Origin of the sequence: Amycolatopsis regifaucium, from assembly GCF_001613935.1 — a bacterium.
GTDB lineage: Bacteria > Actinomycetota > Actinomycetes > Mycobacteriales > Pseudonocardiaceae > Amycolatopsis > Amycolatopsis regifaucium.
Genome location: NZ_LQCI01000023.1, coordinates 210694 through 224842, shown reverse-complemented (window position 1 = coordinate 224842; position 14149 = coordinate 210694). Strand labels below are relative to the sequence as shown.

The following is a 14149-nucleotide window of genomic DNA, read 5'->3' as shown; positions in this document are numbered from 1 at the left end:
CCCCATACCCCGCATACTCCCCGAGGAGAAATCGTTGACCGCCGAGGCACTGCCCGCCGAGCTGAGGCGCGCGATTGTCCAGGTCGCGCGCACGCCGCGGCTGCTGGTCGCCTGCGACTACGACGGCACGCTGGCTCCGATCACGGCCAATCCGGACGAAGCCCGGCCGCTGCCCGAATCGGTAGGCGCGCTCAGGTCGCTGGCCGGCCTGCACGAGACGACCACCGCGGTCATCTCGGGCCGCGCCTTGCGCGATCTCGCCACCCTGTCCCGTCTCCCGGCCGAGGTGAACCTGGTCGGCAGCCACGGGTCGGAGTTCGACATCGGCTTCATCCACGCACTCGACGACAAGGCCCGTGAGCTGCACAGAAGGCTTGAGGCCGAGCTGGAAAACCTGGTACTCGACGTGCCGGGCGTCTCGCTCGAGGTCAAGCCCGCGAGCATCGCGGTGCACGTCCGCCGCGCCGAGCACGAGGCGGGCCGCCGCGTGCTGCGGGATGTCCACAATGGCCCTTCGCAGTGGGAGGGCGTGTCCACGACCGACGGCAAGGAGGTCGTCGAGCTCGCGGTCGTCCAAACGGACAAAGGCCGCGCACTGGACACCCTGCGTCATCAGGTCGGCGCGACCGCGGCGGTCTTCGTCGGCGACGACGTCACCGACGAGAAGGCGTTCGCCCGCATCACCGGCCCGGACCTCGGGGTCAAGGTCGGCGACGGCGAAAGTCTCGCGCAGTTCCGGGTCCCGGACACCGTCGACGTCGCGCTGGTGCTCGCGTTCCTGCTCGAAGAGCGCCGGAACTGGCTTTACGGCGAGCAGGCCCCGCCGATCGAGCGGCTGTCGATGCTGGCCAACGAGCGTTCGGTCGCGCTGGTCACGCCGGACGCCCGGCTGACCTGGCTGTGCCACCCCGGCCCCGACGCGCCCGCGATCTTCGCGGACCTGCTCGGCGGTGCCGCCGCCGGCCACTTCTCGATCAAGCCGCACCGCAACGGCCTTCCGCTCGGGCAGCGTTACCTGCCGAACACCATGACGGTGGAGACCCGCTGGTCGCGGCTGCTCGTCACCGACTACATCGAGCCGGAGAGCCCCGCGCACCGCACGGACCTCGTCCGGGTGATCTCGGGCGAGGCGGCGGCGGAGATCGTGTTCGCGCCGCGGCCCGAATTCGGCGGCGTGCCGGTGAAGCTGGTCGCACAGGGCGACGGGATCCTGGTGCAGGGTACTTCCGAGCCGTTCGCGCTGCGTTCACCGGGCGTGGAGTGGGAGATCACCTCCGACGGCATGAACGACACCGCGACGGCGCTGGTGACCCCCAGCCAGGAGAAGCCGGTGGTGCTCGAACTGCGCTGCGGCACCACGGATCTCGGACCGCACGAATTGTCCGAAGTGGAGCGGCGCGCCCGCGCGGGCGACTACTGGAGCACCTGGGCGCAGACGCTCAAGCTGCCCAGCGTGCAGACCGACCTGGTCGGCCGCTCGGCGCTGACGTTGCGCGGACTGGTCAACACCGACACCGGCGGCGTGCTCGCGGCGGCGACGTCGTCGCTGCCGGAGGAGATCGGCGGCGTCCGCAACTGGGACTACCGCTACTGCTGGATCCGTGACGCGGCCATGACCGTGCGTGAGCTGGTCCACCTCGGCTCGATCGAGGAAGCGGAGGGCTACCTTCGCTGGCTGCACGGCGTGCTGTCGACCTTGGCCGGGCCGGAACGGCTGCACCCGCTGTACACCTTGGCCGGCAGCGTGATCGGTGCCGAGGCGGTCATCGAGTCGCTGCCCGGGTATGCCGGATCGCGGCCGGTCCGCGTCGGCAACCTGGCGAACCACCAGGTGCAGCTGGACGTCTTCGGTCCGGTCGTCGAACTCGTGCAGACGCTGGCCGAGGCGCGTGGCGAACTCCGCGACGAGGACTGGCAGATGGTGCGCGCGATGGCCGAGGCCGTCACGCGGCGTTGGAACGAACCGGACCACGGCATCTGGGAGGAGCGGCACGTGCCGCGCCACCGGGTGTACTCGCGGGTGATGTGCTGGGTGACCATCGACAGGGCGATCAAGCTGGGCGAGGTCTACGGCCGCGAGGTGCCGGGCGCGTGGCCGTCGCTGCGCGACGAGATCGCCACCGACGTGCTGGAGAAGGGCTGGAACGACGAGGTCCAGGCCTTCACCACCGCTTACGACGGCACCGACCTCGACGCCGCGTCGCTGTTCGTCGGGCTGACCGGGTTGATCGACCCGGCCGACCCGCGGTTCCAGTCGACGGTGACCGCGATCGAGGCGGAGCTGCGCAGTGGATCCACTGTGTACCGTTACCGCCGCGACGACGGGCTTCCCGGCGGCGAAGGCGGCTTCCACATCTGTGCGGCTTGGCTCATCGAGGCGTACCTGCTCACCGGGCGGCGCACCGAGGCCGAGGAACTGTTCACGCAGATCGTCGACGCCGCCGGCCCGACCGGCCTGCTGCCCGAGCAGTTCGACCCGATCGCGGAGCGCTCGCTGGGCAACCACCCGCAGGCGTACTCGCACATCGGGCTGATCCGCTGCGCGAACCTGCTTTCCCGGTAGTCATGAACGAAATGAAGGGGCCTTTCCTGGCAGATTTCGCCAGGAAAGGCCCCTTCATCGCACCGGATCAGCCACCGGCGACCGACGGAATGATCTGGACCTCCTTGGCGTCGGTGAGCGAGGTCTCGGCGCCGTCGAGCCGACGGCACTCCTCACCGTCCACATAGAAGTTCACGTAACGCCGCAGCGCACCGGTCTCGTTACGCAGACGGCGTTCCAACGCGGGGAACTCGGCGCCGAGCGCGTCCAGTACGGCGCTGATCGTCGGAGCGTCGACCTCGAACGTCCCCGCCCCACCGGCGAGCGGCCGCAACATCGCGGGCAGCAGGACGCGGACCACCTAGACCACCTGGGCCCGCACGCACAGCACGTCCGGCAGATGCGCGGCCACCTGATGCCACGTGTCGCCCTCGTCGGGACTGGCCCACACTTCACCGGACCGCGTGCCGAAGTAGATCCCCGCCTCTTGGTCGACGCACATCCCGTCCCGGAGCACACCCGCGTAGAAACCCTTGTCCGGCAAGCCGTTTCCGAGCCCTACCCAGGTCTCGCCCGCGTCGTCGCTGCGATAGACCCGGCAGCGGCCGTCCGGCGGGAAGCGGAGAACGTCCGCCACCAAAGGGAAGTTGTAGATGGTGTCCGGTTTGGACGGATGGACGACGATGGCGAACCCGAAGTCGTTCGGCAGCCCGTCGGCGATGGGCGTCCACGTCCTCGTGTCGTCGTCGCTGCGGTAGACGCCGCCGTGGTTCTGCAGAAAGAACCGTTCGGGCCGAGCCGGATGCATCGCGACCTTGTGCACGCATTGCCCGAACTCGGGCTCCTCGTCCGGCAGGAAATCCGCGCTGATCCCGCGATTCGACGCCGTCCAGCTCTTGCCGCCGTCCTCGGTGCGGTAGACACCGCCTGTCGACATGGCGACGGTGACGCGGTCCGGGTCCGCGGGATGCGGCAGGATCGTGTGGATCATCTGGCCGCCGCCCCCGGGAGTCCAGTGTGGACGATGCTCGTGCTCCCACAGTCCACGCACCAGTTCGAAGGTCTCGCCGCCGTCTTCGGACCGGAACAGGGCGGAGGGTTCCACCCCCGCGTAGATGACGTCGCCGGAGATCGCGATCTGCCAGATGCCTTCGAGCGCGGTGCCGGTGTCGGCGGGGAAGGCCACCGGGGCGTGATCGGGTTCCGACCAGGTCTCACCGAAGTCGTCGGACGTCGCGATCGTCGGGCCGAAATGCTCGTTGACGGCCGCGGCGTAAACGCGGGACGGGGTCAGCGCGACCGCCCGCACGGCTTCCATCGGGAACTTCGGGGTGGACAGTTCCCAGTTCTCCCTGTCCTCGCTGGTGGCGAGGAACAAACCCTTCCTGGTTCCGATCCCCAGCTGAAACTCCACGACGACGGCCTCCTCGATCGATACTGTGACTCAGATCACTCAGCACCGTACTACCGGGAGCGCGTGGAGGCGTCGCGCCGGCTGCTGTCCAAGGGGTCGTGACACTCGCCTTCTCGGGAGAACGAGGCCACAGACGAACAGCCGGCGCGACGGGCTTGTGGTGGGATCAGGTCCCGCTGATCAGGCGCAGGGCCAGGTCGGGGCTGAACTGCCCGGCTTCCACGTTCGGCGCGATCCCGCATTTGCCGTCGGAGTCGCCGGGCACCTTGACCCAGAGCAGCATCTCGGCGCCGCCGCCGGTCTGCGAAGTCGCCCCGAGCTTGCGCCCGGCCGGGTTGCACCACTCGGAACCGAGGGGGCCGTTGCCGTTGCGGCTCGTGTCGATGACGAACGGCTTGGTGTAGCCGTACTTGCTCGACAGCGCCGCGCTGACGGCCTTGCCGTAGTTCGCCGAGTCGGTGGTGGTCTTGTAGTTCGACACGTTGATCGCGAGACCGCGGATCGACTTCACGCCGACGGCGTTGAGCCGGTCGGCCATGGTGGCGGCGGGGATCCAGGTCGAGTTGCCACCGTCCAGGTAGGCCCAGGTGTTCGGCGCCTTCGCGGCGAACTGCTCCGCGGCGAACTTGAGCAGGTCGAGACGGGTCTGGCGCTCACCGGCAGGCAGGCAGTCGAGCTGCGCGAGGGCGTCCGGCTCGATGACGACGACCGCGGGCTTGCCGCCGATGCCGTCGGCGAAGTTCGAGATCCAGGTCCGGTACGCGTCCGGGCTGCCGGCGCCACCGCCGGAGTGACCGCCGCAGTCGCGGCCGGGGATGTTGTAGGCGACCAGGATCGGCAGCTTGTCCGCGACGTCGGCGGCGTAGGTGTAGCCGTCGACCGCGGTCTTGATGTTCCCGCTCCAGTTGCCGAACCAGCGCGCGCCCGCCTTGGTGGAGATGGCGGCCTTGATCTTGTCGGCGGTGCTGCCCGGGTGGTCCCTCACCCAGACGGCGGGGTTGGAGTTCGGGTCGACGTAGAAGCCGTTGGTCTTCTCAAGGGGGTTGCCGTCGGCGGCCTGTGCCGGCGCGGCGATGAGGGCCAGCATCGTGGCGGCCAGCAGACCGAGCGTCTTGATGCGCATATCGGCAGCTTCGCGCCTTCCCGTACAAGATCCGTACAACCCCGCGTTTCGTCCTCTAAATGCGGTAGTCGCGCGTGGCAACTACCGCAAGTAGAGGACGAAACGCATCGAGGGTCAGGCCGAGTAGCCCTTCGGCGGGATCAGGGTGGCGAGCTGGTTGAAGGTGAGCCAGTAGATCTGATTGCCGCCGAAGTTGGCCGGGTCGGCGATCTTCACCGTCATGTTGTCGCTGTTGTAGCCGATGATCGTGAAGTAGTGGTAGATCGTGTAGTTCGGGTAGCCCGGCGGGTGGTTGTTCGCCGGGGCGACGATGTTCGCGACGATCGCGTAACCCTTGTCGACGTCCAGCACGATGTCGCGCCACAGAAGGTCACGCTGCGCCTGGGTCGGCGGGTCGTTGGGCATCTCCTTGGTCTCGTACCAGCCGCCCCCGATGTGGTTGTTGAGGACGCGGGTGACCTGTCCGATCCAGTCGGTGCCGTTGGTGCTGGTCGGCAGCTCGTTCGCCAGCTGCTGCTGACTCGGCGGATTGCCGTTCTTGGCCGAGATCGCGATCCGGGTGGCGGCCGGGCCGCACCAGTAGCCGGTCTCCTGGATCTGGTACTGGATGTTGAGTTCCGCGGCCGCCCGGACGCCCTCGACCTTGGCGGGCGCGGGCATCGATTTCACGAAGTCGGGCGCGGGTACGACATGGTCTTCTTGAGCGACGGCCATCGCCGGCGCGGTGATCAGTGCGGACACCGCCAGCGCGGCGACGGCAGCGGTCCTGAGTCGACGCATGATAATCCTTCCCCAGTTCGGACATCCGTTGGTGAATATCCGATAGCTCGATCTTCGCGTTTCGGACCCCGATTTGTCTGCCCCCTCACCTGCGCATTCACCGATCGGCGCACGACGAAAGTAGGGTCGAATGAACACTGGAGGGGTCATCGGGCAAGAGTGATCGTGCAGGTGATGAAAAAGGATCACGAGCAACCCGGTTCGCGGGGGCCGGACCGGCCGGATCTCGACGGTCCCGACCCCGCGCCCGTCTTCGGCATGCTCTTCGACGCCCACGCGGCCCCGCTGCAGCGCTATCTCGCGCGCCGCGTCGGCGTCGAGACCGCGCACGACCTCGTCGCCGAGACCTTCCTCGTGGCACTCCGAAGGCGGGAGACGTACCGCCCGGAGGCCGGCACCGCCCGAGCCTGGCTGTACGGCATCGCGACGAACCTGCTGCGACACCACGTCCGCACCGAGACCCGTGCGCTCAACGCGACGGCCCGGCTCGCGGCCGCCGAGCGCAGCGTCTCGGCCGGACACGACGGCCGCGTCGCCGAACGGGTCGACGCGCAGCTCCGCGCGGCCCAGCTGGCGGGCGCGCTGGCCGGACTGAGCGTGGCGGACCGCGACACGCTGCTGCTGGTCTCCTGGGCGGGACTGGAGCCCGGCGAGGTCGCCGAGGCGTTGGGCATTCCCGCCGGTACGGTCAGGTCCCGCCTGCACCGGATCCGAAGATGGTTGCGCGCCAACGCGCCGGAAGTCACTACACAGTCCACAAAGGACGATTTGAACGAAGAAGGGATACCCGGACGTGGACGGCGGTAGCATCAGGAAGGTGTGGTCCGACGCCGAACTCGACGAGGCGCTGGCCGACCTCCACGCCGAACCCGAAACCCGGCAGGACGAACTGACCCGCGCCAGGGCGGCGCTCCTGCGCGCGGCCGGGGACGTCGAGGACGAATTCCTCCCCGTGTCCGTGTCACCGGTGAGGAAGCGACCGGGCTCGTGGCGCTGGATCGCGGCCGCGGCCGCCGCCGCGCTGGTGTCCGGCGGCGTTGTCGTCGCGACGGACGTCCTGACCGGCGACAACGGCCAGGACACCGCGGCCCACTCGACCCTCGCCCCCGGCGACGCCGAGCTCGACGCCCTCCATGGCGAAGATTTCCCCCTCGGGGAAAACCAGTACCGGCTCGTCACGGAGTCCACCTGGACCACCCATGTCACCAAGACCGGCCTCGCCTACCAGACCCACGAGATCCTCGAACGCTGGCTGCCGCCCCACACCCGGCTGCCCGCCAAGATCCGGTCCACCGGAACCGGCGAAATCCGCTGGATCAAGGGCGACTACCAGACCGCGATGACCTTGGGAGAGGCGCTTCCCGGCCCGTCGACCCAGATCACCACGGAGCAGGCCTCGCCGCCGCGTACCACCACCACTTCAGAGCCTCCAGCGCCCACGAAACCAACGCTCCAGCAGCCACGGAGCCGGTTGCCGTCCGAGAGCGGTTGGACGAACCCCACCACGGAGTTCCTTTCCGAACTGCCGACCGACCCGGCGAAGCTGTCCGAACGCCTCCGCCACGACGGCCTCTGGCCGGACGGACGCTCACCGGAACAACCGAACTCCCCGACCGAGATGTTCGAGATGGCCTACAACGTCCTCCGCTCGTCACAGGGCTTCGGCGCGCTGCGGGTAGCGCTGTGCAAAGCGCTCGCGAGAATGCCCGGCATCACCACGGAAAGCGTGACCACTCCCGACGCGCGACCCGCGCTGTCCTTCTCGGCCGTGCTGCCGAACCAGACGCGCACGTTCATCGTCGACCAGGCGACGGCGGCCGTCGTCGGGAACCGCGCCGTCCGGTCCACCGGCGACAGCGAGGGCTGGCCGGGACTGCCCCTGTTCGACACGACGATCTCGGTCGTGATCACCGATCGGGGCGGCCCCTAGCGAGCGTGTTCGGCGCGCGCGTCATTTTGGCCATTGACGGGAACGACAGGCAGAAATTCCTCGATCCATGCGCCGAACAGCTCGATACACGACGCTCGCAAGGTTCGAGCGAACCGGTCGATCTCCGCGTCAACGTGGTCGGCACTCCAAACCGACCGTGCGATTTTGAGCCGCCAATGGTCGTCCAGCGAAAGTGAGTCGAACTCGAAATCGCTCCGCGAAGTGAAGGGCGTTTTTCTCCACTCCCACAGCGCAACCACAACACAGCGCAACCACAAGCTCCACCGCGGGAAATGATGATTCGCACCAGAACTCCCAGAAAACGCGAATCTCAACTCAAGCACTCCTCACCGATCAGCTGACCCGTGTCGACGAAATCGGGAAAGACCTTCCGCGGCAAGCGCCCTTTTCTGCTCCCGACTGTGCCGACATGAACTTCGGAAAGCGACGTCGACCTTCCCTCCCTGCGAAACGAAGACGCGGGTCGGTTATCGGATGCGTGCCCTTGATGCCGCCGCTTCCTCGACGAGGCGGTTGAGCGCCGCGCGCCACGGTCGTTCAGCGGGCGTGTTTGGCGGCGTTGAGCGCGCTTCCGACGTCGGCCACTTCGAGTACCCGGATCCCCGGCGGGATCTTGCCGGAGTCCGGCGGCACCAGCGCGTAGGTGTAGCCGAGCCGGGCGGCCTCCGCGAGCCGCCGCGTGACGCTCGGCACCCGCCGGACCTCACCGGAGAGCCCGACCTCGCCCATCGCGACGAGTTTGGGCGAGAGCGGGGTGTCCCTCGCCGACGAGATCAGCGCGAGCACCACCGCCAGGTCGATCCCCGGTTCGGTGATCTTCATGCCACCGACCGTCGCGACGTAGACGTCCTTGTCGCCGACCTTGATGTTGGCCCGCTTCTCGACCACGGCCAGCACCATCGCCACCCGCGCCGAGTCGAGGCCGCTCACCGCGCGCCGGGGCTGCGGTGACTGGGTCGCCGAAACGAGCGCTTGCACCTCTCCCAGCAGCGGGCGCTTGCCCTCCATGGTCACTGTGACGGCGGTGCCCGCGACCGGCTCGGCGGTGTGGCTCAGGAACAGCCCGGATGGGTCGGGCACGCCCACGATGCCCTCCTCGACCAGTTCGAAGCAGCCGATCTCGTCGGCGGCGCCGAAGCGGTTCTTGATCCCGCGCAGCATCCGCAGCGTCGAATGTTTGTCGCCCTCGAACTGCAGGACGACGTCGACCAGATGTTCCAGCACCCGCGGCCCGGCGACCGAGCCGTCCTTCGTCACGTGACCGACCAGCACGATCGGCAGCCCGCGCTCCTTGGCCAGCGCGACCAGCCCGGAGGTGACCGCGCGGACCTGGGTGACCCCGCCCGGCGAACCCTCCACCTGAGGCGACGCCATGGTCTGGACGGAGTCGACGATCAGGACACCCGGTTTGACGGCGTCGACGTGGCCGAGGATCGCGGAGAGATCGCTCTCGGCGGCGAGGAACATCTCGTCGTGGACGTTGCCGGTGCGCTCGGCCCGCAGCCGGACCTGCCCCGCCGACTCCTCCCCGGTGACGTACAGCGCGCGGCCGGCGGTGGCCGCCCATTGGTAGGCGACCTCCAGCAGGAGTGTCGACTTGCCGACACCGGGCTCTCCGGCGAGCAGGATGACCGCGCCCGGGACGAATCCGCCGCCGAGCACGCGGTCCAGCTCGGAGACGCCGGTGGGTTTGGCGCGAGCCGTCTCGACGTCGACCTCGCCGATCGGGCGCGCCGGGGCACTGGGCGCGCCCGCCGCGACCCTGGCTATCGCGGGACGGGCGGCACCGCGTTCCTCGATCGTTCCCCATGCCTGGCATTCCGGGCAGCGCCCGACCCACTTCGGCGCCTCGTACCCGCATTCACCGCAGCGGTAGGTACTGCCTTTCTTGACCACCCCGCGAGGCTAGCGGCCACCACCGACAAACCCCGGGACCGACGCAAGTACATGAAGGCCCCCTTCACGGCGCTAGGCGCAATGAAGGGGGCCTTCATGTACTTGCGGAAAGACTTAGTGCCCGCCGCCCTCGGCCTTGGGCTTCTCCGGCGCGGGCGCGCGGCTGCCCGGGTGCGACGGCGCCGCGATCGGGAGGTCCAGCGTGACCGAACCGGAGTTCTTGAAGACGAAGGTGACCTTGATGGTCTGGCCCGCCCACACCGGCTGCTTCAGGCCCTGCAGCACGACGGTGGCCTTGCCCACCTGGTCCGGGGTGTTGGACGGCTCCGGACCGGCCGACGGCGTGACCGTCCCGGCGATGCTCGACGACGGGGCCCCAGAGGACGACGGGGCGCCTGAGGAAGACGGGGCTCCCGAGGACGGCGGTACGGAGGGGCCGCTCGTCGGAGCGACCTCCTTGGTCGACTCGACCGCGTCGGACGGGCCGATCACCAGCGCGTGGCTGGAGACGATGGCCTTGGCCCCCGAGATCTTGGCGTCACCGGTGGCGACGTCGGAGGTGACCGAGACGAGCTCGTCGTCCTGCTTGCCCTGGTTCACGATGGTCAGGGTCAGCGGCACGGCGGCTCCGGCCGGGTACGCCTGGCCTTCCTCCGGGAACTGGAGCGCGGCGTTCCGCAGCACCAGGTCCTTCGCCTGTGCGTACGTCCCGTTGACCGCGGGCTGCTGCGAGTCGGTCTGGGTGATCTGACCAGCACCGCAGCCGGCGAGCACGAGCGCGGCGCCGAGCGCCAGCACACCTGCGCCGAACACGCGACGATTCTGCAGCCTCACGTCGGAGTCCTTCCATCTCACGGCCTCTTCACCGCGAAGACTAGCCGGGCGGCTTCGCGGGCGGAGAACCCGGTGCGTGTTGACACGCCACCAATGCGGTGACGTGCCCAAGATCAATCGTCCACAAAGGATTCGGAAATCGTTCGCTTCTCACCTGCATGAGCATGGGCGAATTGAGTTTGTCAACCCCCGGGCGGACCACCGTCAGGCCGCTGACCTGCGACGACGATCGCAGGCCGCTAGGTGGGCCTCGTCGGCACGTGCTAAGATGAATTCAGCGAAAGGGGCAGAGGACACATGGTTTTCAAGGTCGGAGAGACCGTCGTCTACCCGCACCACGGTGCCGCACTCATCGAAGCCATCGAAACCCGCGTGATCAAGGGCGAGGAGAAGAAGTACCTCGTCCTCAAAGTCGCGCAAGGGGATCTTACGGTTCGCGTGCCCGCTGACAACGCCGAGATCGTCGGCGTTCGCGATGTCGTCGGGCAAGAAGGACTGGACAAGGTTTTCGACGTTCTGCGTGCTCCGCACACCGAGGAGCCCACTAACTGGTCTCGTCGGTACAAGGCCAACCTCGAGAAGCTCGCCTCCGGCGATGTGAACAAGGTGGCCGAAGTGGTGCGCGACCTCTGGCGGCGAGAGAAGGACCGCGGACTTTCAGCCGGCGAGAAGCGCATGCTGGCGAAGGCGCGGCAAATTCTGGTCAGCGAGCTCGCGCTCGCGGAGGGCACCGACGAGGACAAGGCTGAAGTCCTCCTCGACGAAGTTCTGGAAACCGCGGCAGTCTGAACCTGCGGGTGTCCCGCGCCAGGTGAGGCTGCGAGGGATACCTCTACGATCGCGCACATATGAGCACCGTCCCTATGAGCACGATCGTGTTCGTCACTGCCGTTCATCACCATGCCTCCGACGCGGAGCTCGCTCTCGCGCCGGTCAATGGTGAAGCGCTACTCACGCACACCGTGCGGGGGCTGCTCGCGCTGCCGGATCTCGATCTGGTGGTCGTGGCGGCCCCCGAGCGGTGTGCTCAGTTGTTTTCGGCCGCTCTGATCGACTTCCCGGAGCGTTGCCGGATAGTACCCGGTTCGTCACTCCGCCATGTTTTCGACTCCGTCGAAAATGACATCGCCGGAGATCCCGTCTTCCTCGTGCACGACGCTTTGCGGGCTTTCACGCCCGCCGACACGGTCCGTGCCGTCGCGGACGCGGTCCGTGCGGGTTCGCCGTCGGTGGTTCCCGTACTACCGATGGCTGACACCGTGAAGGTGACCGACGCGACAAAGGTCATCACGGGCACCGAAGACCGCGCACATCTGCGCACGGCGCAAACCCCGCTCGGCTTCACTCGTGAGACTTTTCTCTCTTATGTCGACAAACCGTCCCTCGACGGCGCGCACACCATCGCCGGGCACCCCGACGCGATGCGGGTCACCAACTCGTTCGAACTGAAACTGGCCGAGGCGATCGCTTCCGCCGGGAAAGAGGAAGTGCTGTGAGGATCGGGAACGGTGTCGACGTCCACCCCGTCGAAGCAGGCCGCGAATGCTGGATCGCCGGCCTCCTCTGGCCCGGCGTCGACGGCTGCGCGGGGCATTCCGACGGCGACGTCGCGGCGCACGCGCTGTGCGACGCGCTGCTGTCCGCGGCCGGGCTCGGTGACCTCGGAGCGGTCTTCGGCACCGGCGATCCGCGGTGGGCGGGCAAGCACGGTGTGGAGTTCCTCGCCGAGGCCCGGCGCCTGGTCGAGGCGGGCGGCTGGACCGTCGGCAACGCGACCGTCCAGATCGTGGGCAACGCGCCGCGCGTCGGGAAGCGCCGCGAAGAAGCGCAGAAGGTGCTGAGCGAGGCTGTCGGCGGACCGGTGAGCGTCTCCGGGACGACGACCGACGGACTCGGCCTGACCGGACGCGGGGAAGGCATCGCCGCGTTCGCGACGGCGTTGCTCCTGCCCTCGCAGGAATAGGGCGCGCCGGAGGCAGGTTCTGCCCTGGCATGGCAGTCACACTTCCCGAACCGGTCCGCGAACTGGTGAACGGCAAGAACTTCGCGACCGTGGCCACGCTGGACGCCGACGGCGGCCCGCAGACCTCGGTCGTCTGGGTGGGCCTCGACGAAGGCGATCTGGTCTTCAGCGCCACCGAAGACCGGCTGAAGGTGCGGAACCTGCGGCGCGATCCGCGCGCGAGCGTGTCCATCACCGACGCCGAGAACCCGTACCGGCACACGCAGCTGCGTGGCACGGTCACGATCACCCCGGACCCCGGCAAAGAACTCCCGAAGGCGTTGAGCCACAAGTATCTCGGCCAGGACCCGCCGCCGGAGGGGCCGGAGGTCGAGCGGGTGCTCGTCCGCCTGCGGGTCGACAGGATCGCCGGGAACGTTCGTTGATTAGGCTCTCGCCATGGGTGTGACTTTCAACGACGCGATCAAGAAACTTCTCGACGGCAACAACTTTCCCGTCCTCGCCACCATCAACGCCGACGGCTCCGCGCAGACGTCCGTGCTGTGGGCGAAGCGGGACGGCGACACGGTGATCTTCGCGACCGTCCGCGGCCGTCTCAAGGAGCGGAACATGGCCAGGGACCCGCGGGTGTCCGTGTCGGTGTTCGACCAGGAGAACCCGTACGACTATGTCGAGATCCGCGGCACCGTGGAGATGACCGACGAGGGCGGGCGCGAGCTGATCAACGAGCTCTCGCACAAGTACCTCGGCAAGGACTACCCCGAAGAGCCGGCGGACGTCGTCCGCGTGCTGGTCCGGATCACGCCCACCAAGATCACCGGTAACGCCGCCTGATTCGAGTCGCGGCGTGAGATGAAAGGCCCCTTCATCGCAAAATTTGCGATGAAGGGGCTTTCATCTCACACGCGGGAGGAGGCGAAGATCCCACGATCGTGGCTAATGTGGGCTCCGTGACCTTTCGCGCTGTGTTGTTCGACTTCTCCGGCACGATCTTCCGGCTCGAGCAGGACGAGACCTGGCTCGCCGACCTCACCGATCACGAGGGTGAACGTCTCGACATCGAGGCCCAGACCGAACTGATGCGCCGGATGACCGCGCCGGTCGGCCAGGTCGTCGATCTCGACGAGGAACACCTCCACGCCTGGCACAACCGCGACCGCGACCCGGTGCTGCACCGCAAGGTGTACCTCGAGGTGCTCAAGCAGTCCGGCGTCCCGCACGCCGACCAGGCCGTCGCGCTCTACACCCGGCTGATCGATCCCAGCCAGTGGACGCCGTACCCGGACACCGAGGCCGTCCTCAAAGGCGTCTCCGGCAAGGGCGTGAAGCTCGGGGTGCTGAGCAACATCGCCTTCGACATCCGGCCCGCGTTCAGCCGCCGGGGCTGGGACGCCTTCGTCGACGAGTTCATCCTGTCGTTCGAGGTCGGGGCGGTGAAGCCCGAGCCGGAGATCTTCCGCACGGCCGTCGAGCGGCTCGGCGTCGACCCGGCGGAGACGCTCATGATCGGCGACAGCGACGAGGCCGACGGCGCCGCGCGCGAGATCGGCTGCGCGTTCGCGCTGGTAGAGCCGCTGCCGACGATAGAGCGGCCCGACGCTCTCCTCAACGTCCTGCGTGCCCATAACGTGCTGTAATACGGTCAC

15 protein-coding genes are annotated in these 14149 nt (G+C 68.1%); 9 read left to right on the top strand and 6 right to left on the bottom strand.

Going from position 1 to position 14149, the window contains the following annotated elements:
- Positions 1-34 precede the first annotated feature (34 nt).
- On the top strand, positions 35-2563 hold the full coding sequence (gene otsB / locus AVL48_RS22550; protein WP_061989258.1) for a trehalose-phosphatase: 2529 nt from the start codon (positions 35-37) through the stop codon (positions 2561-2563).
- A 67-nt stretch (positions 2564-2630) separates the two neighbouring features.
- On the opposite strand, the gene AVL48_RS22545 is transcribed toward otsB, so the two are convergent.
- From AVL48_RS22545 to AVL48_RS22530, 4 genes are all read right to left on the bottom strand, one after another.
- The gene (locus AVL48_RS22545; RefSeq protein WP_143104954.1) at positions 2631-2903 is read right to left on the bottom strand and encodes a MoaD/ThiS family protein; all 273 of its coding nucleotides are present in this window, start codon (positions 2901-2903) and stop codon (positions 2631-2633) included.
- Positions 2904-3956, bottom strand: a complete 1053-nt coding sequence (locus tag AVL48_RS22540) for a WD40/YVTN/BNR-like repeat-containing protein (protein ID WP_061989260.1) — start codon at positions 3954-3956, stop codon at positions 2904-2906.
- Positions 3957-4122: 166 nt separating this feature from the next.
- Complete coding sequence (locus tag AVL48_RS22535) at positions 4123-5079, bottom strand: glycoside hydrolase family 6 protein (RefSeq protein WP_061989262.1); 957 nt, start codon at positions 5077-5079, stop codon at positions 4123-4125.
- Positions 5080-5193: 114 nt separating this feature from the next.
- Entirely contained in the window at positions 5194-5859 is a 666-nt protein-coding gene (locus AVL48_RS22530; RefSeq protein WP_061989264.1) for a C39 family peptidase, read from the bottom strand.
- A gap of 165 nt (positions 5860-6024) precedes the next feature.
- On the opposite strand from AVL48_RS22530, the gene AVL48_RS22525 reads away from it, so the two are divergent.
- Both AVL48_RS22525 and AVL48_RS22520 read left to right on the top strand, forming a co-directional pair.
- Positions 6025-6666 carry an RNA polymerase sigma factor gene (locus tag AVL48_RS22525; protein ID WP_082857729.1) on the top strand — a complete coding sequence of 214 codons (642 nt, stop codon included), beginning with the start codon at positions 6025-6027 and terminating at the stop codon, positions 6664-6666.
- On the top strand, positions 6653-7789 hold the full coding sequence (locus AVL48_RS22520) for a CU044_5270 family protein (RefSeq protein ID WP_061989266.1): 1137 nt from the start codon (positions 6653-6655) through the stop codon (positions 7787-7789). Before AVL48_RS22525 ends, AVL48_RS22520 begins: the two co-directional genes overlap by 14 nt.
- Positions 7790-8347: 558 nt before the next feature.
- On the opposite strand, the gene radA is transcribed toward AVL48_RS22520, so the two are convergent.
- Together radA and AVL48_RS22505 are read right to left on the bottom strand one after the other, a co-directional pair.
- Positions 8348-9706 carry a DNA repair protein RadA gene (gene radA, locus AVL48_RS22510; RefSeq protein ID WP_061989270.1) on the bottom strand — a complete coding sequence of 453 codons (1359 nt, stop codon included), beginning with the start codon at positions 9704-9706 and terminating at the stop codon, positions 8348-8350.
- A gap of 114 nt (positions 9707-9820) precedes the next feature.
- On the bottom strand, positions 9821-10540 hold the full coding sequence (locus AVL48_RS22505; RefSeq protein ID WP_061989364.1) for a copper chaperone PCu(A)C domain-containing protein: 720 nt from the start codon (positions 10538-10540) through the stop codon (positions 9821-9823).
- 297 nt (positions 10541-10837) lie between these two features.
- On the opposite strand from AVL48_RS22505, the gene AVL48_RS22500 reads away from it, so the two are divergent.
- The 6 genes from AVL48_RS22500 (at position 10838) to AVL48_RS22475 (ending at position 14140) form a co-directional block, all read left to right on the top strand.
- Positions 10838-11329 carry a CarD family transcriptional regulator gene (locus AVL48_RS22500; protein WP_005165253.1) on the top strand — a complete coding sequence of 164 codons (492 nt, stop codon included), beginning with the start codon at positions 10838-10840 and terminating at the stop codon, positions 11327-11329.
- 59 nt (positions 11330-11388) lie between these two features.
- Positions 11389-12036 carry an IspD/TarI family cytidylyltransferase gene (locus AVL48_RS22495; protein ID WP_244162390.1) on the top strand — a complete coding sequence of 216 codons (648 nt, stop codon included), beginning with the start codon at positions 11389-11391 and terminating at the stop codon, positions 12034-12036.
- Positions 12033-12503, top strand: coding sequence for a 2-C-methyl-D-erythritol 2,4-cyclodiphosphate synthase (gene ispF, locus AVL48_RS22490; protein ID WP_034310203.1), 471 nt, complete (start codon positions 12033-12035; stop codon positions 12501-12503). The genes AVL48_RS22495 and ispF overlap by 4 nt, the downstream gene beginning before the upstream one ends.
- 29 nt (positions 12504-12532) lie before the next feature.
- On the top strand, positions 12533-12928 hold the full coding sequence (locus AVL48_RS22485; RefSeq protein WP_061989274.1) for a PPOX class F420-dependent oxidoreductase: 396 nt from the start codon (positions 12533-12535) through the stop codon (positions 12926-12928).
- Positions 12929-12941: 13 nt separating this feature from the next.
- Positions 12942-13337 (top strand): PPOX class F420-dependent oxidoreductase, encoded by a 396-nt coding sequence (locus AVL48_RS22480; protein WP_061989276.1) that lies wholly within the window; start codon positions 12942-12944, stop codon positions 13335-13337.
- 116 nt (positions 13338-13453) lie between these two features.
- Entirely contained in the window at positions 13454-14140 is a 687-nt protein-coding gene (locus AVL48_RS22475) for an HAD family hydrolase (RefSeq protein WP_061989373.1), read from the top strand.
- Positions 14141-14149: the final 9 nt, after the last annotated feature.